23 protein-coding genes, 1 tRNA gene and 2 rRNA genes are annotated in these 23,069 nt (G+C 52.7%); 11 read left to right on the plus strand and 15 right to left on the minus strand.

Going from position 1 to position 23,069, the window contains the following annotated elements:
* Positions 1-267: 267 nt before the first annotated feature.
* From rrf (ACCW76_RS19915) to rrf (ACCW76_RS19925), 3 genes are all read left to right on the plus strand, one after another.
* Positions 268-383 (plus strand): 5S ribosomal RNA (gene rrf, locus ACCW76_RS19915).
* A 15-nt stretch (positions 384-398) separates the two neighbouring features.
* A tRNA-Thr gene (locus ACCW76_RS19920) sits at positions 399-474 on the plus strand.
* Between the two features lie 36 nt (positions 475-510).
* Positions 511-626, plus strand: a 5S ribosomal RNA gene (gene rrf / locus ACCW76_RS19925).
* Positions 627-796: 170 nt separating this feature from the next.
* On the opposite strand, the gene ACCW76_RS19930 is transcribed toward rrf (ACCW76_RS19925), so the two are convergent.
* The 4 genes from ACCW76_RS19930 to ACCW76_RS19945 form a co-directional block, all read right to left on the minus strand.
* On the minus strand, positions 797-1,558 hold the full coding sequence (locus tag ACCW76_RS19930; protein WP_034830190.1) for an amino acid ABC transporter ATP-binding protein: 762 nt from the start codon (positions 1,556-1,558) through the stop codon (positions 797-799).
* Positions 1,559-1,566: 8 nt separating this feature from the next.
* Positions 1,567-2,667, minus strand: coding sequence for an amino acid ABC transporter permease (locus ACCW76_RS19935; RefSeq protein ID WP_436339887.1), 1,101 nt, complete (start codon positions 2,665-2,667; stop codon positions 1,567-1,569).
* A gap of 15 nt (positions 2,668-2,682) precedes the next feature.
* Positions 2,683-3,861, minus strand: a complete 1,179-nt coding sequence (locus ACCW76_RS19940) for an amino acid ABC transporter permease (RefSeq protein WP_034830186.1) — start codon at positions 3,859-3,861, stop codon at positions 2,683-2,685.
* 66 nt (positions 3,862-3,927) lie between these two features.
* On the minus strand, positions 3,928-4,953 hold the full coding sequence (locus ACCW76_RS19945; RefSeq protein WP_034830184.1) for an amino acid ABC transporter substrate-binding protein: 1,026 nt from the start codon (positions 4,951-4,953) through the stop codon (positions 3,928-3,930).
* Between the two features lie 849 nt (positions 4,954-5,802).
* Here ACCW76_RS19945 and ACCW76_RS19950 point away from each other — a divergent pair.
* Both ACCW76_RS19950 and ACCW76_RS19955 read left to right on the plus strand, forming a co-directional pair.
* Entirely contained in the window at positions 5,803-5,976 is a 174-nt protein-coding gene (locus ACCW76_RS19950) for a tlde1 domain-containing protein (protein ID WP_436339889.1), read from the plus strand.
* Positions 5,973-6,311 carry a hypothetical protein gene (locus tag ACCW76_RS19955; protein ID WP_436339891.1) on the plus strand — a complete coding sequence of 113 codons (339 nt, stop codon included), beginning with the start codon at positions 5,973-5,975 and terminating at the stop codon, positions 6,309-6,311. The genes ACCW76_RS19950 and ACCW76_RS19955 overlap by 4 nt, the downstream gene beginning before the upstream one ends.
* 85 nt (positions 6,312-6,396) lie before the next feature.
* Here ACCW76_RS19955 and fis read toward each other — a convergent pair whose 3' ends face one another.
* The 11 genes from fis to msrP all read right to left on the minus strand — a co-directional run bounded on the left by fis (position 6,397) and on the right by msrP (position 15,703).
* Positions 6,397-6,693 carry a DNA-binding transcriptional regulator Fis gene (gene fis, locus ACCW76_RS19960; protein WP_003855228.1) on the minus strand — a complete coding sequence of 99 codons (297 nt, stop codon included), beginning with the start codon at positions 6,691-6,693 and terminating at the stop codon, positions 6,397-6,399.
* Between the two features lie 24 nt (positions 6,694-6,717).
* The gene (gene dusB, locus ACCW76_RS19965; protein WP_038644355.1) at positions 6,718-7,683 is read right to left on the minus strand and encodes a tRNA dihydrouridine synthase DusB; all 966 of its coding nucleotides are present in this window, start codon (positions 7,681-7,683) and stop codon (positions 6,718-6,720) included.
* Between the two features lie 308 nt (positions 7,684-7,991).
* A complete protein-coding gene (locus ACCW76_RS19970) occupies positions 7,992-8,705 on the minus strand; it encodes a carbonic anhydrase (RefSeq protein WP_436339932.1) in 714 nt (237 codons plus the stop codon).
* A gap of 214 nt (positions 8,706-8,919) precedes the next feature.
* Positions 8,920-9,801: a 50S ribosomal protein L11 methyltransferase gene (gene prmA / locus ACCW76_RS19975; RefSeq protein ID WP_436339893.1), complete on the minus strand. Its 882-nt coding sequence runs from the start codon at positions 9,799-9,801 to the stop codon at positions 8,920-8,922.
* Positions 9,802-9,812: 11 nt separating this feature from the next.
* Positions 9,813-11,258: a sodium/pantothenate symporter gene (gene panF / locus ACCW76_RS19980; RefSeq protein WP_436339894.1), complete on the minus strand. Its 1,446-nt coding sequence runs from the start codon at positions 11,256-11,258 to the stop codon at positions 9,813-9,815.
* Positions 11,248-11,490, minus strand: coding sequence for a YhdT family protein (locus ACCW76_RS19985; protein ID WP_436339896.1), 243 nt, complete (start codon positions 11,488-11,490; stop codon positions 11,248-11,250). Before ACCW76_RS19985 ends, panF begins: the two co-directional genes overlap by 11 nt.
* Positions 11,491-11,560: 70 nt before the next feature.
* A complete protein-coding gene (accC, locus tag ACCW76_RS19990; protein WP_436339898.1) occupies positions 11,561-12,910 on the minus strand; it encodes an acetyl-CoA carboxylase biotin carboxylase subunit in 1,350 nt (449 codons plus the stop codon).
* An 11-nt stretch (positions 12,911-12,921) separates the two neighbouring features.
* Positions 12,922-13,389, minus strand: coding sequence for an acetyl-CoA carboxylase biotin carboxyl carrier protein (gene accB, locus ACCW76_RS19995; RefSeq protein WP_034830260.1), 468 nt, complete (start codon positions 13,387-13,389; stop codon positions 12,922-12,924).
* 21 nt (positions 13,390-13,410) lie between these two features.
* Positions 13,411-13,863, minus strand: coding sequence for a type II 3-dehydroquinate dehydratase (gene aroQ, locus ACCW76_RS20000; protein ID WP_436339900.1), 453 nt, complete (start codon positions 13,861-13,863; stop codon positions 13,411-13,413).
* 232 nt (positions 13,864-14,095) lie between these two features.
* Complete coding sequence (gene msrQ / locus ACCW76_RS20005; protein WP_045816531.1) at positions 14,096-14,698, minus strand: protein-methionine-sulfoxide reductase heme-binding subunit MsrQ; 603 nt, start codon at positions 14,696-14,698, stop codon at positions 14,096-14,098.
* Entirely contained in the window at positions 14,699-15,703 is a 1,005-nt protein-coding gene (gene msrP, locus ACCW76_RS20010) for a protein-methionine-sulfoxide reductase catalytic subunit MsrP (protein WP_045816532.1), read from the minus strand. It lies immediately after the preceding gene.
* Positions 15,704-16,027: 324 nt separating this feature from the next.
* Here msrP and csrD point away from each other — a divergent pair, with 324 nt between their 5' ends.
* The 6 genes from csrD to rng all read left to right on the plus strand — a co-directional run bounded on the left by csrD (position 16,028) and on the right by rng (position 23,054).
* Entirely contained in the window at positions 16,028-17,974 is a 1,947-nt protein-coding gene (csrD, locus tag ACCW76_RS20015) for an RNase E specificity factor CsrD (RefSeq protein WP_436339903.1), read from the plus strand.
* A gap of 310 nt (positions 17,975-18,284) precedes the next feature.
* Positions 18,285-19,328 (plus strand): rod shape-determining protein MreB, encoded by a 1,044-nt coding sequence (gene mreB / locus ACCW76_RS20020; protein ID WP_007891976.1) that lies wholly within the window; start codon positions 18,285-18,287, stop codon positions 19,326-19,328.
* Positions 19,329-19,473: 145 nt separating this feature from the next.
* Positions 19,474-20,508 carry a rod shape-determining protein MreC gene (mreC, locus tag ACCW76_RS20025; RefSeq protein ID WP_034830877.1) on the plus strand — a complete coding sequence of 345 codons (1,035 nt, stop codon included), beginning with the start codon at positions 19,474-19,476 and terminating at the stop codon, positions 20,506-20,508.
* A complete protein-coding gene (mreD, locus tag ACCW76_RS20030) occupies positions 20,505-20,993 on the plus strand; it encodes a rod shape-determining protein MreD (RefSeq protein WP_034830875.1) in 489 nt (162 codons plus the stop codon). The genes mreC and mreD overlap by 4 nt, the downstream gene beginning before the upstream one ends.
* A gap of 8 nt (positions 20,994-21,001) precedes the next feature.
* On the plus strand, positions 21,002-21,595 hold the full coding sequence (locus ACCW76_RS20035) for a Maf family protein (protein WP_436339905.1): 594 nt from the start codon (positions 21,002-21,004) through the stop codon (positions 21,593-21,595).
* Positions 21,585-23,054 (plus strand): ribonuclease G, encoded by a 1,470-nt coding sequence (rng, locus tag ACCW76_RS20040; RefSeq protein WP_038644369.1) that lies wholly within the window; start codon positions 21,585-21,587, stop codon positions 23,052-23,054. The genes ACCW76_RS20035 and rng overlap by 11 nt, the downstream gene beginning before the upstream one ends.
* The last annotated feature ends 15 nt before the right edge of the window (positions 23,055-23,069 follow it).

A 23,069-nucleotide genomic window follows, 5' to 3' on the forward strand; every position in this document is an offset into this window, starting at 1 on the left:
GTAAGTGCAGCGATGCATTGAGCTAACCGGTACTAATGACCCGTGAGGCTTAACCTTACAACGCCAGAGGCGTTTTTTGAGAGACGCAGAAGTAGATTTTCAGCTTGATTCATCCGGATAAGAATTAGCGGAAACGAAAGATTTTGCGCAGGGGCAAGGCGCCGACCGAGACGATGAGAGGGAGCATACTGAAGTATGTGACCGAACAGCGCGAGGGAGAGCAACGCAGCTACGGCGTAAAAGATTCGTTTCGTGCACCAAGATTTGCCTGGCGGCTTTAGCGCGGTGGTCCCACCTGACCCCATGCCGAACTCAGAAGTGAAACGCCGTAGCGCCGATGGTAGTGTGGGGTCTCCCCATGCGAGAGTAGGGAACTGCCAGGCATCAAATTAAAGTGTGCTGATATGGCTCAGTTGGTAGAGCGCACCCTTGGTAAGGGTGAGGTCCCCAGTTCGACTCTGGGTATCAGCACCAGTTTTAAAGCGTGAGTTCGGTAAATGACAGAATTTGCCTGGCGGCTTTAGCGCGGTGGTCCCACCTGACCCCATGCCGAACTCAGAAGTGAAACGCCGTAGCGCCGATGGTAGTGTGGGGTCTCCCCATGCGAGAGTAGGGAACTGCCAGGCATCAAACACAGAAGCCCTGAACGAAAGTTCAGGGCTTTTTTGTATGTTTAAAACTCGCAACCAGGCTCAAGATTCGCCAAAAACGTCGAAATGAGTTAATGCGAAATAATATTACGGGCATAAAAAAGCCTCTGCCAGATTGTGCAGAGGCTTAAGTAGCTCATTGAATATCAATGGATAACTTGAGAAAGGAAGGCGCGTGTACGTTCTGATTTAGGATTCGCGAAGAACTCCTGCGGTGGCGCTTCCTCAACGATCTCTCCGCGATCCATAAAGATCACCCGGTCCGCTACAGTACGCGCAAAGCCCATCTCGTGCGTCACGCATAACATCGTCATACCATCTTCTGCCAGACCAATCATGGTATCGAGAACCTCTTTCACCATTTCTGGATCGAGTGCTGAGGTTGGTTCATCGAACAGCATGATTTTCGGTTTCATACACAGCGAACGCGCGATCGCCACACGTTGTTGCTGCCCTCCTGACAACTGTCCTGGAAACTTATGGGCATGTTCCGCGATACGCACGCGTTGCAGATAATGCATCGCTAACTCTTCCGCTTCTTTCTTCGGCATCTTACGCACCCAAATCGGTGCCAACGTGCAGTTTTGCAACACAGTAAGATGCGGGAACAGATTGAAATGCTGGAATACCATGCCGACTTCGGTGCGTACACGCTCAATATTGCGCACATCATCGTTAAGATGGATGCCATCTACTACGATACGGCCTTGTTGATGTTCTTCTAAATGATTGATGCAACGAATAGTCGTCGATTTCCCGGAGCCAGAAGGCCCGCAAAGAACAATGCGTTCGCGGGGTTTCACCAGTAAATTAATATCTTTAAGAACATGGAACTGACCGTACCATTTATTCACGTTTTCGAGCGTAATCATCATGGCGTCAGCCGCATTAGTCATAATTTGTGTCATGTAAAACCTCAGTGCGATTTACGCCCGGTGTGGAAGCGCTTCTCCAGATGCTGGCTATAGCGCGACATGCTAAAACAGAAAATCCAGTAAACCATGGCAGCAAACACATAGCCTTCGGTCGACATACCCAACCAGGTGGGGTCAACGGTGGCTTGCTGCACGCTACTGAAGAGATCGAAGAGGCCGATGATGATCACCAGGCTGGTATCTTTAAACAGTGCGATGATGGTATTCACTAATCCGGGGATGGTCAGCTTGAGTGCCTGCGGCAGAATAACCAGCATCTGCGTTTTCCAGTAGCCGAGTGCCAGTGATTCCGCTGCTTCAGTCTGCCCTTTTGGCAGCGCTTGCAGGCCGCCACGCACCACTTCTGCAACATAAGCGGACTGGAAGAGAATTACCCCAACCAGCGCACGTACCAGCTTGTCGATGGTTGTGCCCTCAGCCATAAACAGCGGCAGCATCACCGATGACATAAACAGCACGGTAATCAAGGGTACACCGCGCCAGAACTCGATGAAAATGACTGACAGGGTGCGAACCACAGGCATTTTTGAACGTCGAGCCAGCGCCAGCAGAATCCCCAACGGCAGCGCGCCGGCGATGCCAATTGAGGCAATAATCAGCGTTAGCGTCAGGCCGCCCCACTGGCGGGTTTCCACGCGATCCAGCCCCAGATAGCCGCCATACATCAGCAGCCAGACAACGATCGGGTAGATCACCGCCCAGCAGGCAATGTAGCGACCACGGCGTGGCATAGACTTAATGAACATGGGAACGATCGACACTAAGCCAATCACCAACGCCAGATTAATGCGCCAGCGCAGTTCGTGTGGATAAAGCCCATACATAAACTGGCCAAAACGTGCATGGATGAACACCCAGCATGCACCTGCTTTGGTGCAGTCTGCACGTGTTTCGCCAATCCAGTTGGCCTGGAAAATCAGCCACTCCAGCGCCGGTGGAATCACACTCCAGATAATCCAGAAGCTGAACAACGTGAGCAGGGTATTCAGCCAGCTGGAGAACAAATTTTTGCGCGCCCACAGCCAGGCTTTCCCTAACGGATTGCTGGGTGCAGGCGATGTATCGTGTGTGGTAACAGACATAATGATCCCGTTCTCTTATCGCTCAACTAGCGCAATTTTGCGGTTGTAGAGGTTCATCAGCAGTGAAATGAGCAGGCTGATGATCAGATAGACCGCCATGGTGATCGCGATAGTTTCAATCGCCTGGCCAGTTTGGTTCAGCACGGTACCGGCAAACAACGACACCATATCGGGATAGCCAATGGCCGCCGCCAATGATGAGTTCTTCACGATATTGAGATACTGGCTGGTTAACGGTGGGATGATCACGCGCATCGCCTGCGGGATGATGACCTGGCGCATCGTGACAGGATTTGGCAGACCCAGTGAGCGAGCTGCTTCATTCTGACCGTGCGGCACGGACTGAATCCCGGAGCGAATCACTTCCGCAATGAACGATGAGGTATACACAGACAGCGCCACCGTTAGCGCCGCCAGCTCGGGGATCATCACAAAGCCGCCGCGGAAGTTGAATCCGCGCAGTTCTGGTACATCCCAATGCGTTGCGGCACCAAACAATGTGTGTGCAATCAGTGGTAACAGCACAATCAAACCTGCAGCAGCGGGCCACGTGCGGCGTAACTGGCCGGTCTTTAATTGATGCTTACGGTTGAAGCGGAAAAGCGCAACGCTGCCGAGGATGGCCAGTGCCAGCGCAATCAGGAATGGCCAGGTGCCAGGTGCATACTCTGGCCACGGAATATACAAACCGCGGTTACTGACAAACGCCAGATCAAACGCATTGAGTGCCTGACGTGGCCCTGGCAGGTTACGCAATACCGCAAAGTACCAGAAGAAGATCTGCAGCAGCGGTGGGATATTACGAAACGTCTCGATGTAGATGGTCGAGAGTTTACGCAGCAGCCAGTTTTCAGACAGGCGTGCGAGCCCCACGGCGAAGCCCAGGATGGAGGCAAACACAATGCAGAGTGCGGAAACCAGCAGGGTGTTGGTCAACCCCACCATAAACACGCGCGCGTAAGTATCGCCTTCGGTGTAATCGATCAGGTGTTGGACGATGCCGAAACCGGCATTGCGCTCAAGAAATCCGAAACCGGACGTGATGCCGCGGTTGGCCAGGTTGATTACTGTGTTGTGGACCAGATATCCCACTACAGCAAGCACGGCCACAATCGCGATGATCTGGTAAAGCCAGGCGCGAACCGTAGGATTACCAAACGAAAAATCCCTCTTTACGGTTGGGCGTTGTGACATGTTGAAACCTCAGTGAAGAAAACGCTTGGGCACCGCAGGGTGCGGTGCCCGACTGGCAGAACAGACTTAGCGTACTGGTGGAGCGTACTGGATGCCGCCCTGGTTCCAGAGTGCATTCTGGCCACGCGCGATTTTCAGTGCGCTGTCTTTACCCACGTTGCGATCGAACACTTCCTGATAGTTACCGACCTGTTTGATGATGTTGTAAGCCCATTTATTATCAAGTTTCAGGTCTTTACCGAAGTCACCTTCTGCACCCAACAGGTGAGCCATATCCGGAGTAGTTGGCTTGGCCGCCATCTGATCAACATTCTTAGAGCTCACGCCCATTTCTTCTGCGTTCAGCATGGCGTAAAGAGACCATTTAACGATGGTGAACCAATCATCGTCACCACGACGTACTACTGGACCCAGCGGCTCTTTAGAGATCACTTCTGGCAGCACGATGAAATCATCTGGCTTGCCGAGTTTCACACGCAGTGCATACAGCTGAGACTGGTCAGAAGAGAGGGTATCGCAGCGGCCACTGTCGAGTGCTTTCGCTGACTCATCCGAGCGGTCGAAGGTCACTGGCGTGTACTGCATTTTGTTGGCTTTGAAGTAGTCAGCCACGTTCAGCTCAGTATCGGTACCTGCCTGAATACAGACGGTGGCACCATCCAGCTCTTTGGCGCTTTTCAGGCCCGCTTTCTTATGGGTCAGGAAGCCGATGCCGTCATAGTAGTTCACACCAGCGAACAAGAAGCCCATGCCACCATCACGTGAAGAGGTCCAGGTGGTATTACGAGACAGGATATCCACTTCACCAGACTGGAGCGCAGTGAAACGCTCTTTAGCTGTCAGCGGGGTGTATTTCACCTTGCTGGCATCACCAAATACCGCAGCCGCAGCAGCGCGGCAGACATCCACGTCGATTCCGGTAAATTTGCCGCTGGCATCAGCGTAGGAGAAGCCTGGCAGGCCATCGCTGATACCGCACTGTACGAAACCTTTCTTTTTAATGGCATCCAGCGTGGTGCCTGCGTGCGCTTGTTGAGTAACGGCGAACAGCGAGGCTGCAGCGACCAGGGTGGAAAGCATCATCTTTTTCATAAAGCATCCTGTGTGGCGAGATCGTGTGTTGTTATGTTTGCACGCACTTTAATGTGCGCTTTTTTCTGTCTGTGGCGGTTAGCCATCCACGACTCTGCAAAGGTAATGCCAGGTTTGCAGAATCCTGAATTCACTGGAAAGATCTTTTAATAAAAGGACGCATCCAGAAATTTTGGCTACTATCGCGCACCAAAAGGCTGCATGACGAGACGACGCGATCACAAATAGTGCAAATAGTTTCACTATATGGAAGCAGTGTGAGCCATCACTCAGGATAAAATGTATGCGTTTGCAGGGTTACGGTAGAAACAGTGCAGGATCACTGGGAAAGCGGCATGGCGGGCGTTATGACGCACAAAGCTGGCGCTAAAAAGGGGCAAAAGACGTGCGTAAGAGAGACAAAATATCACGGATGCAATTGCAACTATCGTTACCATATCCGCGACAATTGTTTCATCCGTTGCTAACGCAGGGAAACTATCTTTTCCATCCGCGCAGAATTAAGCATATAGGGCAAAGTGATCACCATGAGGAAAAGTTGTTTTAAAACATGGTGAATATTTGATGAACCCTGAAGCCACTAAATTTTATTTTCCTGCATTTTGTACTAATGTGGCTAACCAAACTCATTGATTGTAAAGGATGTTAGATTTTATGAGCTGGGTTTTCCAACAGAGTACAGGTCAACTGTCCCGTAACGGAGTACTCGTGGCGACAGGGTATGCAGGTTTGGGAGCCGGCAAGAACAACCCTGGCATGCAATCAACTCCTGATACGGGTCCTCTGCCGCGTGGGAAGTACACGATTACCTGACACCCATTCCATCACCCCCACACCGGCAACTATTCGATGCGTCTGCAACCCGCGCCTTCAAACGTGATGTATGGCCGTGCCGGGTTCCTGATTCATGGTGACAGTGTGGCCCATCCCGGTGGTGCTTCGAATGGATGTATTGTCATGCCATTGAATATTAGACATAAAATATGGTCCAGCGGGGATCGTCAGGTTGAGGTTGTGCAATGAAAAGAACTCTGATTTTTGCAGGTATAATTTTTTCATCTTCAGCCTTTGCTGCTATGCCTGACTGTCATTCATGGCCGATGAATATGGCAGAAGTCTGGCTCAAGAATGAAAAAGTTGTTGATGTTGGCCAGCTTGATGAACCTAAAACTGTTGTGAAATTACTCGCCAGCGAATCCAGGAAAGATGGCGTCTTTACTCAGGTTTATCATTTCACTTTTCATGACGTAAGCGGCAAATCTTACGATGTGATTACTCAGAGCGATGCTACGCGTGAAGAATGTTCAGCCAGTGAGGTAAATGTTTTTCAGGTATCAAAAAGCACAATCAATCATTAAGCCAGTTAGTGGTGTAGTCAGCTCAATAAAAAAGGCACTAAATTTTAATTTAGTGCCTTTCTTTTCAACTATTTACGGTTATGAATTAGTTCATGCCGTATTTTTTCAGCTTCTTACGCAGGGTACCACGGTTGATACCCATCATCAGAGCTGCACGGGTCTGGTTGCCACGGGTGTACTGCATCACCATGTCCAACAGAGGCTGTTCAACTTCAGCCAGTACCAACTCATACAGATCACTTACATCCTGACCGTTCAGTTGAGCAAAATAGTTCTTCAGTGCCTGTTTAACCGAATCACGAAGTGGCTTTTGCGTCACCTGATCCTGTGAGTTAACGGTAGAAACGGTCAGTACATCAGAATTTACGCGTTGTTCGAACATAGTTCTTTCAGCTCTTTATTTCGTTTACGCAAGATTTTCGAAGTATGCCTCCAACGCCTCCAGCTGTTCGCTGGCATCCTCTATGGCGTTGAATGTGCGCCGAAACTGGTCATCAGGAGCACTTTCCTGCAAATACCAGGAAACGTGTTTACGAGCAATACGGTATCCCTTGCGCTGACCATAAAAGTCGTGCAGTTCCCGTATATGTCCAATCAGCATTTGCTTCACTTCAGCCAGCGGCTTCGGTGCCAGCAGCTCCCCTGTGTCCAGATAATGCTGGATTTCCCGGAAGATCCACGGTCTTCCCTGAGCAGCGCGACCAACCATCAGAGCATCGGCTCCGGTATAGTCGAGCACCGCTCTGGCTTTATGCGGGTCAGTAATGTCACCATTCGCGATAATCGGAATGGAAACGCTCTGCTTAACTGTCCGAATGCTGTCGTATTCAGCGTGCCCCTCAAACAAACAGGCGCGCGTGCGGCCATGAATGGTGAGAGCCTGAATGCCACAGCGTTCAGCCAATTGGGCAATCTCTACACAATTACGATTTTCTTTGTCCCAGCCGGTGCGAATCTTCAGCGTAACCGGTACATCAACCGCATTCACTACCGCACGGAGGATGGACTCCACCAGTGACGGATGCTGCAGCAGTGCTGAGCCAGCCATCTTACGATTCACTTTCTTAGCCGGGCAGCCCATGTTGATATCAATAACCTGCGCGCCAGACGCCACATTTATGCGCGCGGCAGCAGCCATCTCATCAGGATCGCAACCGGCAATTTGCACGGCACGGATTCCAGGCTCGTCACTATGCACCATACGCAAACGGGATTTATCACTGGCCCAAACTTCTGGGTTTGATGACAGCATCTCGGAGACAGTCATACCCGCGCCGTTCTCGTAACACAAGGTGCGAAATGGCTTGTCGGTAACGCCAGCCATAGGTGCAGCGATGAGTCGATTACGTAGCTGATGGTGTCCAATGCGCATGAAAAAGAAGTGACCCTAACTGTTCGCAAGGCGGCGTATATTACGCATTTTTTAAGGAAGATGAAAGGCCAAACTTTGAACAATTCGCCATTCAAGTTTGGAAAACTCTGCCTGATAGTGAGGTGATAAGGTTATATTGTTTATAAATCAGATAATTAAAAATATCAGATTAAATTGTGTGCAAAGATATTTCTCAAAACATGCGCGAAATCACAATATAAAAACCGCCACATCTTGCAATTAGCCAAAGAAATGACGGTGATGTGATTATTAATTGTGCTTATTTTGCTCATTCTATGAGCTGCTAATCATTCTACAATCAATCGCCCATGCAACGGCTGAAGTGGACGGTTGTTAACGTCTTTCAACGCCTGCTGGAAAACATCTAGCTGCGCTTGTGAAAGCGTAACGGTGTTCTTCATAACTAACCAGCGCAAACCTTCGGTGCATGGAGGCGTGGTCAGTGATCCGCTAAAACGATAATAGTGGCGATCCTTAGGGAAAAGCGGTTCCATATCCACGCGCTGTTTCACTACTACTTCATGATTAACCTGTTTGGGCATCGCAGCAATGATTGGATTCAACGCAGTGTTTTCTTCACCTAACTCAAACATCACACCAATAACCGCCAGCTCACCCTGTGCATTCGCATGGACGAAATGTGCTTCAAGTGGGTAAGCGCGACCTTCAATTTGGTTCTCACTTGGGGTGTGGAAGTGGTATTGCTTCAGCTTAAAGATATCGCCATCTAATGCGAATTCATCTTCATCATCCACATTCACCTGAATGGTATGGCCATTATTGACCATCTTTTCTGCTGCGGTATTAAAGTTCAGCTTAAGCGGCGGCAGTTTGCCTTCAATGGTGTGACGAATATCAATGGGCGATTGGAACTTACCGATTTGGCAGGTTTTAAAATCAGGCGAGAGTTCGCCCCAATGCTCTGGGCCAGTTTCACCCGAGTAACTCCAATGTGGTGCAGCAGAAGCGGCGTAGGTATTGACGCTGAACGCCAGCATCATGTTCAGGATAACGAACTTTTTCACTCTGTTTCTCGATTAAAAGGATACCGACCAGCGGCGTGCAGTCGATAATACTTAGCGAGCGGAAGAAGGCCATACGAAATGCTTTAGATGGGGGAGAACCAGACAAGGCTTGCACTTTAGGACGATAATGAGCGGCTTTGAAGGAATGTATGCCAGCCATTAAGCGGCTGGCATAAAGGATAGTCGTGAGCTATCGACGTATGCCGGTAATACGGCACCACTCCTCTTTTTCAGCCACCGGATCAAGTTCGAAGCGCTCAACATAGGCTTCGCACACCCCTTCGGCCTGGCTGGCTAATACGCCCGACAATCCCAGATGTCCGCCCGCTTTTGGCAATACGCTAATTAGCGGCGCCAGTTCACGTAACGGGCCTGCGAGGATATTGGCGACAACGACATCAGCTTGCAGGTTTTCAGGTTGTTGATGCGGCAGATAGAGCGACAGACGATCAGAAACGCCATTGCGCTCCGCATTGTCACGGCTGGCCTGAATAGCCTGTGGATCAATATCAATCCCGATAGCCTGCGACGCGCCCAGTTTGAGGGCGGCTATAGCGAGGATGCCGGATCCACAGCCAAAGTCGATCACGGTTTTGCCTTGCAGATCGAGCCCATCAAGCCATGTGAGACAGAGCGAAGTGGTCGGGTGGGTGCCGGTACCAAACGCCAGGCCCGGATCCAGCATCACGTTGACGGCATTCGGATCCGGCACGTCCCGCCAGCTCGGGCAGATCCACAAACGTTCACCGAAACGCATCGGGTGGAAGTTATCCATCCATTCACGTTCCCAGTCTTTATCCTCGATCTGCTCGATCTTGTGATGGAAATGCGATCCCAGCAACGGATGTTGACTCAGCTCTGCCACCACATCGTCCATCTCGGTTTCGGCGTCGAACAGACCAATCACATCCGTATCGCCCCATAAACGTGTTTCACCCGGCAGCGGTTCGTAAACCGGGTTGTCATGGGTATCCTGAAACGTCACCGAGACGGCGCCCACGTCCATCAGCGCATCGCTGAGCGGCTCGGCATTTTCGCCGGTACTGTTAATTTTGATTTGAATCCAAGGCATAGCGTTTCTCTTTATTTCACTGCAGCGTGACGCGCTTCAGGCGTGCTGCCAAACAAATTACCCACCACGAAGGCCAGCAGGCTTAAGGTCAATGAGGGAACGATAGGGTGGAAGCCCCATAGTTCAATGTTCAGGCTGGCGAGCAAGGTATAGCAAGCCGCGCCGACCACCATGCCGCTGATAGCACCTGTCGAGTTAGCACGCTCCCAATACAGTCCCAATACCAGCGGCCAGAGGAACACGGCTTCCAGTCCGCCAAAGGCCAGCAGATTGAGCCAGATAATCATATCCGGTGGATTCCATGCCGCCAGTAACAGCAATATGCCCAGCACGAAAGTGATGGTGCCGGATAGCATCCGCAAGCGCGATTCATTCTCGCTGTGCTGTGGTGCAATACGCAAATAGAGATCTTTGATCAGCGTAGCGGAGGATTGCAGCAGCTGCGCGTTAATCGTCGACATGATCGCTGCCATCGGTGCAGCGAGAAACACGCCGGCTGCCATTGGCGGCAACACGGTGATCATCAGTGTCGGGATCACGCGATCCGGAACAGTGAGATCCGGCAGAATGGCACGACCTAACGCCCCCGCCAGATGCATGCCGAGCATCAGAATCACCACGACAATGGTGCCCAGAATAATGCCGCGATGCATGGCTTTGCTGTCTTTATACGAAATACAACGCACTGCCGTGTGCGGTAAGCCAATCACGCCAAAGCACACCAATACGGCAAAGGAGCTGAGAAAAGTCGGGTTGATGACATTGCCCACGCCTTCCGGAGAGACCAGCTGTGGATCAATAGTGCGCAGCTTGGTCACGGCCGTTTCCAGTCCGCCTGCCTGATGGATCACCGCGAAAAGCAGCAGGAAGGTGCCGATCAGCATCACCAGACCTTGCATCGCATCGTTGAGTACGCTGGCACGGAAGCCGCCAAACGCGGTATACAACGCAATAGTGCCGCCGAAAATCAGCAGGCCGGTGTCGTAGGGAATACCTGCTGCCGTTTCCAGCAGACGCGCGCCCCCAATGAACTGCACGGTCATCGCGCCAACAAAGGCCACCAACAAGCTAATACTGGAGAGCCAAATCAGCAGTGTGCTGCCATAGCGGCCATACAGCATGTCATTCAATGTCACCGCATTGTAGCGCCGCGCCAGAATGGCAAATTTTTTTCCTAGCACACCGAGCGAGAGCCACACCGCCGGCACCTGAATCATCGCCAGCAATACCCAGCCAAGACCATATTTATAGGCAGCACCCGGCCCGCCAATAAACGAACTGGCACTGATGTAGGTGGAGGTAATAGTCATGGCCAGCACAAAGCCACCCATTGAACGGCTGCCGAGGAAGTATTCAGTGAGGAAATTCCCCTGTCGCTGTTTGCGCATGGCAAACACCGACAATCCGGCGATCAGGACCAGATAGGCTAACAGAGGCAGAATGATTTCACTGTCCATCTTGATCCTCCAGCGACATATCGCGATACAGCAGGCGAACCATCAACCAGCAAAGGACAATAAACAGCAGCGGGGCGAAAATGCAGGAGATCTCAAACCAGTGCGGTAATCCGGTGATGCCGCTCTCATTGCCGCCTAGCCAGGCGCTGAGGCCCCAGACGGCGAGATACGCCAGCGTCAGATAAAATGCCCAGCGCGCCTCTTTGTTCGCTTGTAAAAAACGCCAATCCATTATGCAACCTCAAAGGTAACAAAAATGAAAAAGGCCGGATTAACCGGCCTTTGTTTGCTCTGCGCTGCGATTACTTCTCGTGCAGGCCGAGTTTTTTCTCCAGATAGTGGATGTTGGTGCCACCCTGCTGGAAATGTTCGTCGGACATGATTTTCATCTGCAGCTCGACGTTGGTCTTGATGCCGTCGATGATCAGTTCCGCCAGCGCATTTTTCATACGCGCGATGGCCACTTCACGGGTGTCACCGTAGGTGATCAGTTTGCCGATCATGGAATCGTAGTACGGCGGCACGCTGTAGCCGGCATAGATGTGCGATTCCCAGCGCACGCCAAAACCGCCTGGCGCGTGGAAACGGGTGATCTTGCCCGGGCTTGGCAGGAAGGTGTTCGGGTCTTCGGCGTTGATACGGCATTCCACCGCATGACCGCGTACCACCACGTCTTCCTGTTTGATTGACAGCGGCTGACCGGCAGCAATACGCAGCTGCTCTTTGATCAAATCCACGCCGGTGATCATCTCGGTCACCGGATGCTCCACCTGAATACGGGTGTTCATCTCGATGAAGTAGAACTCACCATTTTCGTACAGGAACTCGAAGGTACCCGCACCGCGGTAGCCGATATCGATACAGGCTTTCGCACAGCGTTCGCCGATAAAGCGACGCAGCTCCGGCGTGATGCCCGGCGCTGGTGCTTCCTCGACCACTTTCTGGTGGCGACGCTGCATGGAGCAGTCACGTTCCGCCAGATAGATAGCGTTGCCCTGGCCGTCGGCCATCACCTGAATTTCGATATGGCGTGGGTTCTCAAGGAATTTCTCCATGTAGACCATGTCGTTGTTGAAAGCCGCTTTGGCTTCCGCTTTCGTCATGCCGATGGATTGTTCCAGATCTTTTTCACTGCGCACCACGCGCATACCACGACCGCCGCCGCCGCCGGAGGCTTTGATGATCACCGGATAACCGATGCGCTTGGCAATGGCACGGTTTTTATCCATGTCATCGGTCAGCGAGCCATCAGAACCTGGCACGGTCGGTACGCCGGTTTTTTTCATCGCGGTGATCGCGGACACTTTGTCGCCCATCAGGCGGATGGTGTCAGCTTTCGGACCGATGAAAATAAAGCCTGAACGCTCAACCTGCTCGGCGAAATCGGCATTCTCAGAGAGGAAGCCGTAGCCCGGGTGGATCGCCACGGCGCCGGTGATTTCGGCGGCGGAGATCAGTGCAGGGATGTTCAGGTAGCTTTTGACCGACTGCGCCGGACCGATGCAGACGGTTTCGTCTGCCAGCAGCACGTGCTTCAGGTCGCGGTCCGCAGTGGAGTGAACCGCAACGGTCTTGATGCCTAATTCTTTACACGCGCGGAGAATACGCAGAGCGATCTCACCGCGGTTAGCAATGACAATTTTATCCAGCATGCTTCGCCTCGTTATTCGATGACGACGAGCGGCTCGTCAAATTCAACCGGCTGGCCGCTTTCCACCAGGATCGCCTTCACAACGCCGGATTTGTCGGCTTCGATCTGGTTCATCATTTTCATCGCTTCAACGATGCACAGGGTATCGCCTGCGTTGACTTTCTGGCCCACTTCCACGAAGGCTTTCGCATCCGGGCTTGGGGTACGGTAGAAAGTGCCGACCATCGGAGAACGCACGATGTGGCCGGTGATTTCCGGCTTAGCGGCTTCAGCCGGCGCAGCGGCTGCAGGTGCAACGGCGGTCGCCAGCGCAGGCTGCTGCATCACTGGCGCAGCGTAAGCCTGTTGCATGACCGGGTAGCCAGCGTTCGCAGGTGAACGGCTGATACGAACTGACTCTTCGCCTTCAGAGATTTCCAGCTCGGAGATGCCAGACTCTTCTACCAGTTCGATCAGTTTCTTAATTTTACGAATATCCATGAGTGTGGTTCCGTACTCTGTTTAATTGGAATGTGACAGGCGTTTTACTGCCGTTTGTAAAGCCCATGAGTATCCATCAGCGCCAAGTCCACAGATGACGCCGGCAGATACATCAGAAAGATAGGAGTGATGTCGGAACGGTTCGCGTGCATGCACGTTCGAGAGATGCACCTCGATAAAAGGTATGCTGACCGCCAACAGGGCATCACGCAGTGCAACGCTGGTATGCGTGAACGCAGCCGGGTTGATGATGATGTAATTCACATTGCCACGGGCCTCGTGAATACGATCAATCAACTGAAACTCTGCGTTCGATTGCAAATGACTTAATTTCACATCGTGCTGTTCAGCCTGTTGCGTCAGATCGCCGACAATTTGCGCCAGCGTGGTATGACCATACTTATCAGGCTCGCGCGTTCCCAACAGATTCAGATTGGGACCGTTCAAAAGCAGTATGTGAAATTTGTGCGCCATCTTGCTGCTATCTCCTGCAATCAGTGAGGCATCGCGTAAAATACCGCGACATCTGCCGTTTGTCACTCCTGAGAGTGAAAAAGGCGACTTCGCTTGCAATAAAGCCGGGCATTATATCCGTTTCGTCGCAATTCGCAGCAAAATACTGGTCTTATCTGCGAAGTTGATCGGATGCGGCCCTTAGGCCACACCTTTTAACAGATCTCGTGACAGGAAAACAACCGTGCGGGGATTATCGACGCAGAAGATTACGCAACTTATTGTAACGCCAGCCTAACAACACCAGAGCCAGCAGCGCATAAATCCAGGGCTGCGGCGAGAAGACTTTCACCGACCAAAGATAGTGGATAGGTGCGAGGATCGCGACAAGATAGATGCCGTTGTGCAGGGTTTGCCAGCGACGACCCAATTTACGTTGCGCACGCTGAAACGAAGTGATGGCCAGCGCAAACAGTACTATCCAGCAGATCATCCCCAGTAACAGATAAGGGCGTGAAACAATCTCTTTACCCAACAGTTGCAGGTGGTTGTACCCCAACTCCAGCAAGTAATAGCTTGTCAGATGCAAACAGGCCCACACAAAACACCACACGCCCAGCATGCGGCGGGTGCGGATCAGCAAGGGTTGCTTAAGGTAGCGTGTTAAAGGGCTGACCAACAGCGTAGCCAGCAACAACTTCAGCGCCATCCTGCCGGTAAAATGCTGAATGTCTTTGGCTGGGTCTGCGCTCAGCCAACCCTGGCTGGCTGCCATAAACAAATAGACGAAGGGCAGGAAGGCAGCCAGATGCAGCACCACTTTCAGCAGGGTGATATGACGTAACGTCAGTCGCACTCAGTAGTTCTCCCGTAAATCGAGCCCGCGATAGAGCGATGCCACTTCTTTAGCGTAGCCATTAAACAGCAGCGTTGGCTGACGTTCCACATTGAGAATGCCGCCAGAACCAATGAAACGCTCCGTCGCCTGTGACCAGCGCGGATGGTCAACGTGCGGATTCACATTGGCGTAGAAACCATATTCATTAGCAGCGATCTGGCTCCATGTCGTCGGTGGTTGATCGCGGGTCAGCGTGATCTTGACGATCGATTTGATCCCCTTAAAGCCATATTTCCACGGCACCGTCAGGCGAATCGGGGCGCCATTCTGTGGTGGCAGCGCTTTACCGTACACGCCGGTGCTTAATAGTGTGAGAGGGTGCATTGCTTCATCGAGGCGTAATCCTTCCACATAGGGGTAATCCAGCCCACCGCCAATAAAGCGATCTTTCTGCCCAGGCATTTGATCCGGGGCATATAACGTCTGAAAGGCGACAAAGCGGGCATTGCTGGTGGGTTCAGCCAATTTGAGTAATTTATTCAGCTCGAAGCCCACCCAGGGGATCACCATCGACCACGCTTCAACACAGCGCATGCGATAAATACGCTGTTCCATGGCAAAACGTTTAAAGATGTCGTCCATATCCAGCGTGATCGGTTTCGCCACTTCACCTTCAATGCGCAACTGCCAGGGTTCGGTTTTCAGCGTGCCGGCGTTGGCGGCAGGATCGGCTTTATCCAGGCCAAACTCATAAAAGTTGTTGTAGCCGGAAACCTTGTCAAACGGCGTCATGGGCAAATCAGCTTGCCACTGTGCGGGTTTGGTAAATTGCAGATCGCGACCTGCGGGGGCAGGTGGGCGGTCATTGCCTTTGAACCAGCTCAGCACATCTGCCTGCGCCGCGCCGGGCAAACTTGCCGCAGCTGCGCCTAATCCCAGCGCTTTCAACACCTGACGGCGGCGCATATTAAAGATGCTCTCGGGCGTCACGTCGGATTCGGTAAGGTATTGCTTCAGCTTCATGACATTCTCCGGCGAAAAAGGTGTGGTACTCAGCATGATCAACTCACGCTGGACACGCCACTTTGCCCGGAAAAATATGAAATTTCCTGGCGAAAGCGCTCTGTTGAGAATAGGACGAAAAAGCCCGTGTGAAACGCAAGCCATCACACTTTGCGGCTATACTCGCGCCGCAGGGCCGATTAGCATGGCGCACCGCCTAATTTGATGCGCGTCTGGCGCTGATTCAGACGATGTTTTGTGCTATTTTGCTCAGGTTTACGCCAATGAGCAGGTTGGCGCCGTTGGATGGCGACCGTTCAGAACCGCAGTGATACAGGCACAGGGATGCGATTAACAACTAAGTTTTCTGCGTTTATTACATTATTAAGCTTACTGGCAATGTTATTGATGCTGGTCGGCTGCGCTTTTAGTTTTATCTGGCTGTCGCAACAGCGCGTAGAAACACGCGTCAATACGCTAGCGACCGAAGTCGATAAAGCGCTGACAACGCAATCGCCACAAGAACTGACGCAGTGGTTGACGCGCATCATGCCGGTGATCAATGCGGAACAGATTGAGATGCATAACGGCAATACCGTGGTGTTTCAACTCGCTCGCCATGAAAACCCTATGCTCGAAGATGAGCCGAATCGTTTTATCCAGTTCGATCTTCCGTTGGTACACTCTCCCGGCCTTGAACTGCGGGTAGTGGTACTCGATCCTGCGAAAACCTGGTTCCGCTCCTTTACCGGTGCCTATACGCTGATTGTCCTGCTCAGCGTGGTGGCCATTATGTCCGCTTTATTGGTGATGACGCATCGTTGGATCAATCGTCGCTGGCAGCACATGGAGCGTTTAGAAGCACGCTCCGAGCGCATTCTGGCGGGTGAGCGCGTGCCCTACGTGGGGCATTATGCCGAATGGCCGCCAAAAGCCAGTCGCGCCATAGACACTTTACTTAACGATCTTCAGGAAGCGGGCGAGCAGCGCCTGCGCATTGATACGCTTATCCGTACGTTTGCCGCACAGGATTCACGCACCGGCCTGAATAACCGCCTGTTCTTTGATAACCAGTTAGCCACGCTGTTGGAAGATCAGGAAGATGTGGGCACGCATGGTGTGGTGATGATGGTGCGTCTGCCCGATCTCGACACGCTGCATGAAACGCTGGGCCAAACGCTGGTGGATGAATATCTGTTTGACCTGATTAATATGCTGTCGACTTTTGTTCTGCGTTATCCAGGCGCTTTACTGGCACGCTACTTCCGCAGCGATTTTGCTGTGTTATTGCCGCACCGCACGCTCAAAGAGGCCAACAGTATCGCCGATCAGTTGATCAACGCGGTCGACTCATTGCCGCCGATGCGTATGGTCGATCGCGATGATTTAATCCACATTGGCATCAGTGCGTGGCGCAGCGGAAAAACCGTGCCGCAGGTGATGGAAAATGTCGAGATGGCGACCCGTCGTGCCGCTTTGCAGGGCGGTAACAGTTGGTCAGTCGGTGAAGGCAATACCTTAGACATGGGGCGTGGTAGTGTGCGCTGGCGAACGCTGCTGGAAAACACCCTTAATCGCGGCGGCCCACGTCTTTACCAAAAACCGGCCGTATTGCTGGATGGCAAAGTACACCACCGTGAAATGCTGGCGCGCGTGTTCGATGGCGACAAAGAAGTGGTGTCGGCCGAGTATATGCCGCTGGTGCTGCAACTTGGTTTGACCGACAGTTGGGATCGCCAACTGGTGACGCGAATCGCGGCACTCTCTGAAGTGTGGCCTGATGAAACACTGGCTTTACCCGTCAATATTGACTCCTTATTACAGCGCCCATTCCAGCGCTGGCTGCAAAAGCTTTTGCTGCAATGTACAAAATCGCAAAGAAAACGTTTTTTATTTGAACTTGCTGAGGCGGATGTTTGTCAACACATCAATCGCTTAGTACCGGTTTTCCAAATGTTGACCGCGTTTGGTTGTCGTGTGGCGGTGGATCAGGCGGGTATGACCGTGGTGAGCAGTGCTTATATCAAGCAGTTCCCAATCGAAGTGATCAAACTCGATCCGGGGCTGGTACGTAATATTGAACGTCGTACTGAAAACCAGTTATTTGTGCAAAGTTTACTGGAAGTATGCAAATCCACCTCGACACAAGTTTTTGCTGCGGGCGTGCGCACGCGCGCGGAGTGGCAAACGCTGGCGAATCTGGGCGTGGCAGGTGGGCAGGGCGACTTCTTTGCCCCATCATTGCCGGTGAACAGTAACGTGAAAAAACATTCACAACGTTATCGAATTTAGGTCTTCAGCCAGTAAAGTGGCGCTGAGTGGCCTTTTTCTGCCCTTTGGTGGATAACGTCCGCGCTTATGATGGCTGGAAATGTTAGATTTTATGTCGAAATTCGCCCGGTGATTGAGGGTGAATTTACGTTTAATAGGGCGGCTTAGCGCTATTTAACGGCGGCCAGGGATAAGCGAATCGGCCCAAAAAATTATTCAGCGTATTTTTTCACCGAAGCAGAACGTTTTTGCGCCTTGTAGCGGCTTCGCGTGGTTGGTAAAGTAGGCGGATTTTATTTTCCGCCCCCAGCTTGCAGGATTATCCCTTAGTATGTTTAAAAAATTTCGTGGCATGTTTTCCAATGACTTGTCCATTGACCTGGGTACCGCGAATACCCTGATTTACGTAAAAGGACAAGGCATCGTGCTGAACGAGCCTTCCGTGGTTGCCATTCGTCAGGATCGTGCCGGTTCGCCAAAGAGCGTTGCGGCCGTAGGTCATGACGCCAAGCAGATGCTGGGTCGTACTCCAGGCAACATCGCGGCCATCCGTCCTATGAAAGATGGCGTGATCGCCGATTTCTTCGTGACTGAAAAAATGCTCCAGCACTTCATTAAACAAGTGCACAGCAACAGCTTTATGCGTCCAAGCCCACGTGTGCTGGTCTGCGTACCGGTTGGCGCCACTCAGGTTGAGCGCCGTGCTATCCGTGAATCTGCACAGGGTGCAGGCGCGCGCGAAGTGTTTCTGATTGAAGAGCCGATGGCTGCTGCGATTGGTGCAGGCCTGCCGGTATCAGAAGCAACCGGTTCGATGGTGGTGGATATCGGTGGTGGTACCACTGAAGTGGCCGTTATCTCCCTGAACGGCGTGGTCTACTCTTCTTCTGTACGTATCGGTGGTGATCGCTTCGATGAAGCTATCATTAATTATGTGCGCCGCAACTACGGTTCACTGATTGGTGAAGCCACTGCGGAACGTATCAAGCACGGCATTGGTTCTGCCTATCCGGGTGATGAAGTACACGAAATTGAAGTACGTGGTCGTAACCTGGCAGAAGGTGTACCGCGTGGCTTTACCCTGAACTCCAATGAAATCCTCGAAGCACTGCAAGAGCCGTTGACCGGTATCGTGAGTGCAGTGATGGTCGCGCTGGAACAGTGCCCACCAGAACTGGCTTCTGATATCTCCGAGCGCGGCATGGTGCTGACCGGTGGTGGCGCATTGCTGCGCAATCTGGATCGTCTGCTGATGGAAGAAACCGGTATTCCGGTGGTTGTTGCAGAAGATCCGCTGACCTGCGTCGCGCGCGGCGGTGGTAAAGCGTTGGAAATGATCGACATGCACGGCGGCGATTTGTTCAGCGAGGAGTAAATCCTCATCGGCTGAGACCGTGGTCAAATTGCGCAGGGAGTCGCGCCTATCGACGCTGCGCACGACGGCGAGATGCGTCCAGCCCTGGAGGCGTTAGTCATAAGACTGGCGCTTCTTCCCTGATGTCGAGGAACACGCAGAATTTATGAAGCCGATTTTTAGCAGGGGGCCTTCCCTGCAGTTGCGTCTCTTTCTGGCAGTCATTGTGGCTATCGCGATTATTATCGCAGACAGTCGCGTGAGCTCCTTCTCCCAGATCCGCAACTACCTGGACACGTCGGTAAGTCCATTTTACTTTCTGGCCAATGGGCCGCGACAGCTTCTTGACGGTGTCTCAGAAACGCTGGCTTCACGCCAGCAGCTCGAGCTGGAAAACAAAGCGCTGCGCCGTGAGCTCTTCCTGAAAAACAGTGACCTGCTGATGCTGGGGCAATACAAGCAGGAAAACGCACGTCTGCGTGAGCTGCTCGGCTCGCCGCTGCGTCAGGATGAGCACAAGATGGTGACCCAGGTGATTTCAACCGGCACCGATCCGTATACCGATCAGGTGGTTATCGATAAAGGCAGCGTAAACGGTGTTTACGAAGGCCAGCCGGTGATCAGTGATAAAGGTGTAGTGGGTCAGGTGGTGGCTGTGGGTCAGGTGACCAGCCGCGTACTGCTGATTTGTGATGCTTCGCATGCATTGCCGATTCAGGTGTTACGTAACGATATTCGCGTGATTGCGGCGGGTAACGGCTGCAGCGAAGACTTGCAGCTGGAACATCTGCCGGGCAACACTGACATTCGTGTTGGCGATGTGCTGGTGACGTCAGGCCTCGGCGGACGTTTCCCTGAAGGCTACCCGGTTGGCGTGGTCTCTTCCGTGAAGGTCGATACCCAACGTGCCTACACCGTGATTCAGGCGCATCCAACGGCAGGCCTGCAACGTCTGCGTTACCTGCTGCTGTTGTGGGGCGCGGATAAGAATGGCGACATGCCAATGGCACCCGATGAAGTTCACCGCGTGGCGAATGAGCGTCTGATGCAGATGATGCCGCAGGTCTTGCCGCCAGCGGGCGAAATGGGCCCACCAGCACCGGATATGATGCAGCCTACGCAGCAAATGGGGCCACCGGCACCCGCTAACAGCAGTCGTTCGCAAGGGATCCCAGCGAACACACGCGGAGGCCAGCCTTGAGTCGATATCGCAGCCAGGGCCGATGGGTTATCTGGCTGTCCTTTCTGATTGCCCTCATTCTGCAAATCATGCCCTGGCCGGAACAAATCTACATGTTCCGGCCTTCATGGCTTTTGTTGATCCTGGTTTACTGGGTTCTGGCATTACCGCACCGGGTTAATGTGGGTACAGGCTTCTTTTTAGGGGCCGTGATGGACCTGGTGGCCGGTTCGACGCTGGGGGTGCGGGCGCTGGCGTTCAGCATCATCGCGTATCTGGTGGCCTTCAAATTTCAGCTATTCCGAAATCTGGCGTTGTGGCAGCAGGCATTAATGGTTATGGTGCTGTCGCTCGCGGTGGATGTAATTGTTTTCTGGGCTGAATTCCTGGTGATCAACGTCTCATTCCGCCCGGAAATCTTCTGGAGCAGTGTGGTCGACGGCATTCTATGGCCCTGGCTATTCTTATTAATGAGAAAGATTCGCCGTCAGTTCGCTGTTCAGTAAGGAAGACTATGATAAGCCTGTATCTCGCATCCGGTTCACCGCGTCGACGTGAACTGCTCACGCAACTGGGTCTGCAGTTTGAGCGTCTGGTTACCGACGTTGAAGAGCAGCGCCAGCCAGAGGAAGCGGCGGAAGTGTATGTTCGCCGTCTGGCTTTGGAGAAAGCGCGCGCAGGCGTGGCAGTCGCGCCGCAGGATTTACCGGTGCTGGGTGCAGATACCATCGTGGTACTCAACAATGACGTGCTGGAAAAGCCGCGTGATGCAGCACACGCAGCGCAGATGCTGAGTCAACTCTCCGGGCAAACGCATCAGGTGATGACTGCCGTCGCGCTGGCTGACAGTGCACGCGAGCTGGATTGTCTTGTCACCACTGACGTGACATTCCGCAATATCACGGCAGAAGAAATCTCGCACTATATTGCCAGCGGCGAGCCGATGGACAAAGCCGGCGCGTACGGAATACAGGGTCTGGGCGGCAACTTTGTCCGCAAGATTAATGGAAGCTATCACGCCGTAGTGGGATTACCGCTGGTTGAAACCAATGAGTTGCTGAGCCACTTTCAGTCACTGCGTGCGTTAAGGGGACAAGATGACGGCTGAGCTGCTGGTTAACGTTACACCTTCTGAAACCCGTGTTGCCTATATTGATGGCGGCATTCTGCAGGAAATTCACATCGAGCGCGAAGCACGGCGCGGTATCGTAGGGAATATCTATAAAGGTCGCATTAGCCGCGTTTTGCCCGGCATGCAGGCCGCGTTTGTTGATATTGGCATGGATAAAGCCGCCTTTCTGCACGCTTCTGATATCATGCCGCACACCGAATGCGTGGCGGGTGATGAGAAGAAAAACTTCGTCGTACGCGATATTAGCGAGTTGGTGCGTCCCGGCCAGGATTTAGTGGTACAGGTGGTGAAAGATCCGCTCGGCACCAAAGGCGCGCGCCTGACCACCGATATTACGCTGCCTTCACGTTATCTGGTGTTTATGCCAGGCGCATCGCATGTGGGTGTTTCCCAGCGTATTGAAAGCGAAGCGGAGCGTGATCGCTTGAAAGCGGTCGTTTCCGCCTACTGCGACGACCTCGGCGGCTTCATTATTCGTACTGCTGCTGAAGGCATCTGCGAGGAAGACCTGGCGCAGGATGCCGCGTTCCTCAAGCGTCTCTGGACCAAAGTCAGCGAGCGTAAGAAACGTAACCAGACGCGCTGTCTGCTGTACGGCGAGTTAGCGTTGGCACAGCGCGTGTTGCGCGACTTTGCCGGCGCAGCGCTGGATCGCATTCGCGTTGATTCACGTCTGACCTGCGATCTGCTGGTGGAATTTACCGGCGAATATATCCCGGAAATGGCTAGCAAGCTGGAGCTGTACAGCGGCAAACAGCCAATCTTCGATCTGTTTGATGTTGAGAATGAAATCCAGCGCTCACTGGAGCGCAAGGTTGAACTCAAGTCGGGCGGCTATCTGATCATCGATCAAACCGAAGCCATGACCACCGTCGATATCAATACCGGTGCATTTGTTGGGCATCGTAATCTCGACGAAACCATCTTCAACACCAACATTGAAGCCACGCAGGCGATTGCTCGCCAGCTGCGTCTGCGCAATTTGGGCGGCATTATCATCATCGATTTTATCGACATGAGTAATGACGACCATCGTCGCCGCGTACTGCATTCGCTGGAAAGTGCACTGAGCAAAGATCGGGTGAAAACCGGTATCAACGGCTTTTCGGCGCTCGGTCTGGTGGAGATGACGCGTAAACGCACGCGGGAAAGTATTGAACATGTGCTCTGTGCCGATTGCCCGGTGTGCAAAGGGCGCGGCACGCTGAAAACGGTGGAAACGGTCTGCTACGAAATCATGCGCGAAATCGTGCGTGTGCATCATGCTTATGATTCCGATCGCTTCCTCGTTTATGTTTCCCCGGCAGTGGGCGAGGCGTTAAAAAGCGAAGAGTCACATGCGCTGGCTGAAGTGGAAATCTTTGTCGGTAAGCAGGTTAAAGTTCATGTTGAGCCGCTCTATACTCAGGAGCAGTTTGACGTTGTCATGATGTAAGTCGTGATGCTGAAC

This window comes from Pantoea sp. C8B4 (assembly GCF_051336905.1).
In the GTDB taxonomy this organism is placed as follows: domain Bacteria; phylum Pseudomonadota; class Gammaproteobacteria; order Enterobacterales; family Enterobacteriaceae; genus Pantoea; species Pantoea rwandensis_B.

What these genes read in the sequence shown, in the direction of transcription:
- ACCW76_RS19930 (WP_034830190.1), bottom strand. Translation starts at nt 1,558, where the DNA reads ATGACACAAATTATGACTAATGCGGCTGACGCCATGATGATTACGCTC.
- ACCW76_RS19935 (WP_436339887.1), bottom strand. Translation starts at nt 2,667, where the DNA reads ATGTCTGTTACCACACACGATACATCGCCTGCACCCAGCAATCCGTTA.
- ACCW76_RS19940 (WP_034830186.1), bottom strand. Translation starts at nt 3,861, where the DNA reads ATGTCACAACGCCCAACCGTAAAGAGGGATTTTTCGTTTGGTAATCCT.
- ACCW76_RS19945 (WP_034830184.1), bottom strand. Translation starts at nt 4,953, where the DNA reads ATGAAAAAGATGATGCTTTCCACCCTGGTCGCTGCAGCCTCGCTGTTC.
- ACCW76_RS19950 (WP_436339889.1), top strand. Translation starts at nt 5,803, where the DNA reads ATGCGTCTGCAACCCGCGCCTTCAAACGTGATGTATGGCCGTGCCGGG.
- ACCW76_RS19955 (WP_436339891.1), top strand. Translation starts at nt 5,973, where the DNA reads ATGAAAAGAACTCTGATTTTTGCAGGTATAATTTTTTCATCTTCAGCC.
- fis (WP_003855228.1), bottom strand. Translation starts at nt 6,693, where the DNA reads ATGTTCGAACAACGCGTAAATTCTGATGTACTGACCGTTTCTACCGTT.
- dusB (WP_038644355.1), bottom strand. Translation starts at nt 7,683, where the DNA reads ATGCGCATTGGACACCATCAGCTACGTAATCGACTCATCGCTGCACCT.
- ACCW76_RS19970 (WP_436339932.1), bottom strand. Translation starts at nt 8,705, where the DNA reads ATGATGCTGGCGTTCAGCGTCAATACCTACGCCGCTTCTGCTGCACCA.
- prmA (WP_436339893.1), bottom strand. Translation starts at nt 9,801, where the DNA reads ATGCCTTGGATTCAAATCAAAATTAACAGTACCGGCGAAAATGCCGAG.
- panF (WP_436339894.1), bottom strand. Translation starts at nt 11,258, where the DNA reads ATGGACAGTGAAATCATTCTGCCTCTGTTAGCCTATCTGGTCCTGATC.
- ACCW76_RS19985 (WP_436339896.1), bottom strand. Translation starts at nt 11,490, where the DNA reads ATGGATTGGCGTTTTTTACAAGCGAACAAAGAGGCGCGCTGGGCATTT.
- accC (WP_436339898.1), bottom strand. Translation starts at nt 12,910, where the DNA reads ATGCTGGATAAAATTGTCATTGCTAACCGCGGTGAGATCGCTCTGCGT.
- accB (WP_034830260.1), bottom strand. Translation starts at nt 13,389, where the DNA reads ATGGATATTCGTAAAATTAAGAAACTGATCGAACTGGTAGAAGAGTCT.
- aroQ (WP_436339900.1), bottom strand. Translation starts at nt 13,863, where the DNA reads ATGGCGCACAAATTTCACATACTGCTTTTGAACGGTCCCAATCTGAAT.
- msrP (WP_045816532.1), bottom strand. Translation starts at nt 15,703, where the DNA reads ATGAAGCTGAAGCAATACCTTACCGAATCCGACGTGACGCCCGAGAGC.
- csrD (WP_436339903.1), top strand. Translation starts at nt 16,028, where the DNA reads ATGCGATTAACAACTAAGTTTTCTGCGTTTATTACATTATTAAGCTTA.
- mreB (WP_007891976.1), top strand. Translation starts at nt 18,285, where the DNA reads ATGTTTAAAAAATTTCGTGGCATGTTTTCCAATGACTTGTCCATTGAC.
- mreC (WP_034830877.1), top strand. Translation starts at nt 19,474, where the DNA reads ATGAAGCCGATTTTTAGCAGGGGGCCTTCCCTGCAGTTGCGTCTCTTT.
- ACCW76_RS20035 (WP_436339905.1), top strand. Translation starts at nt 21,002, where the DNA reads ATGATAAGCCTGTATCTCGCATCCGGTTCACCGCGTCGACGTGAACTG.
- rng (WP_038644369.1), top strand. Translation starts at nt 21,585, where the DNA reads ATGACGGCTGAGCTGCTGGTTAACGTTACACCTTCTGAAACCCGTGTT.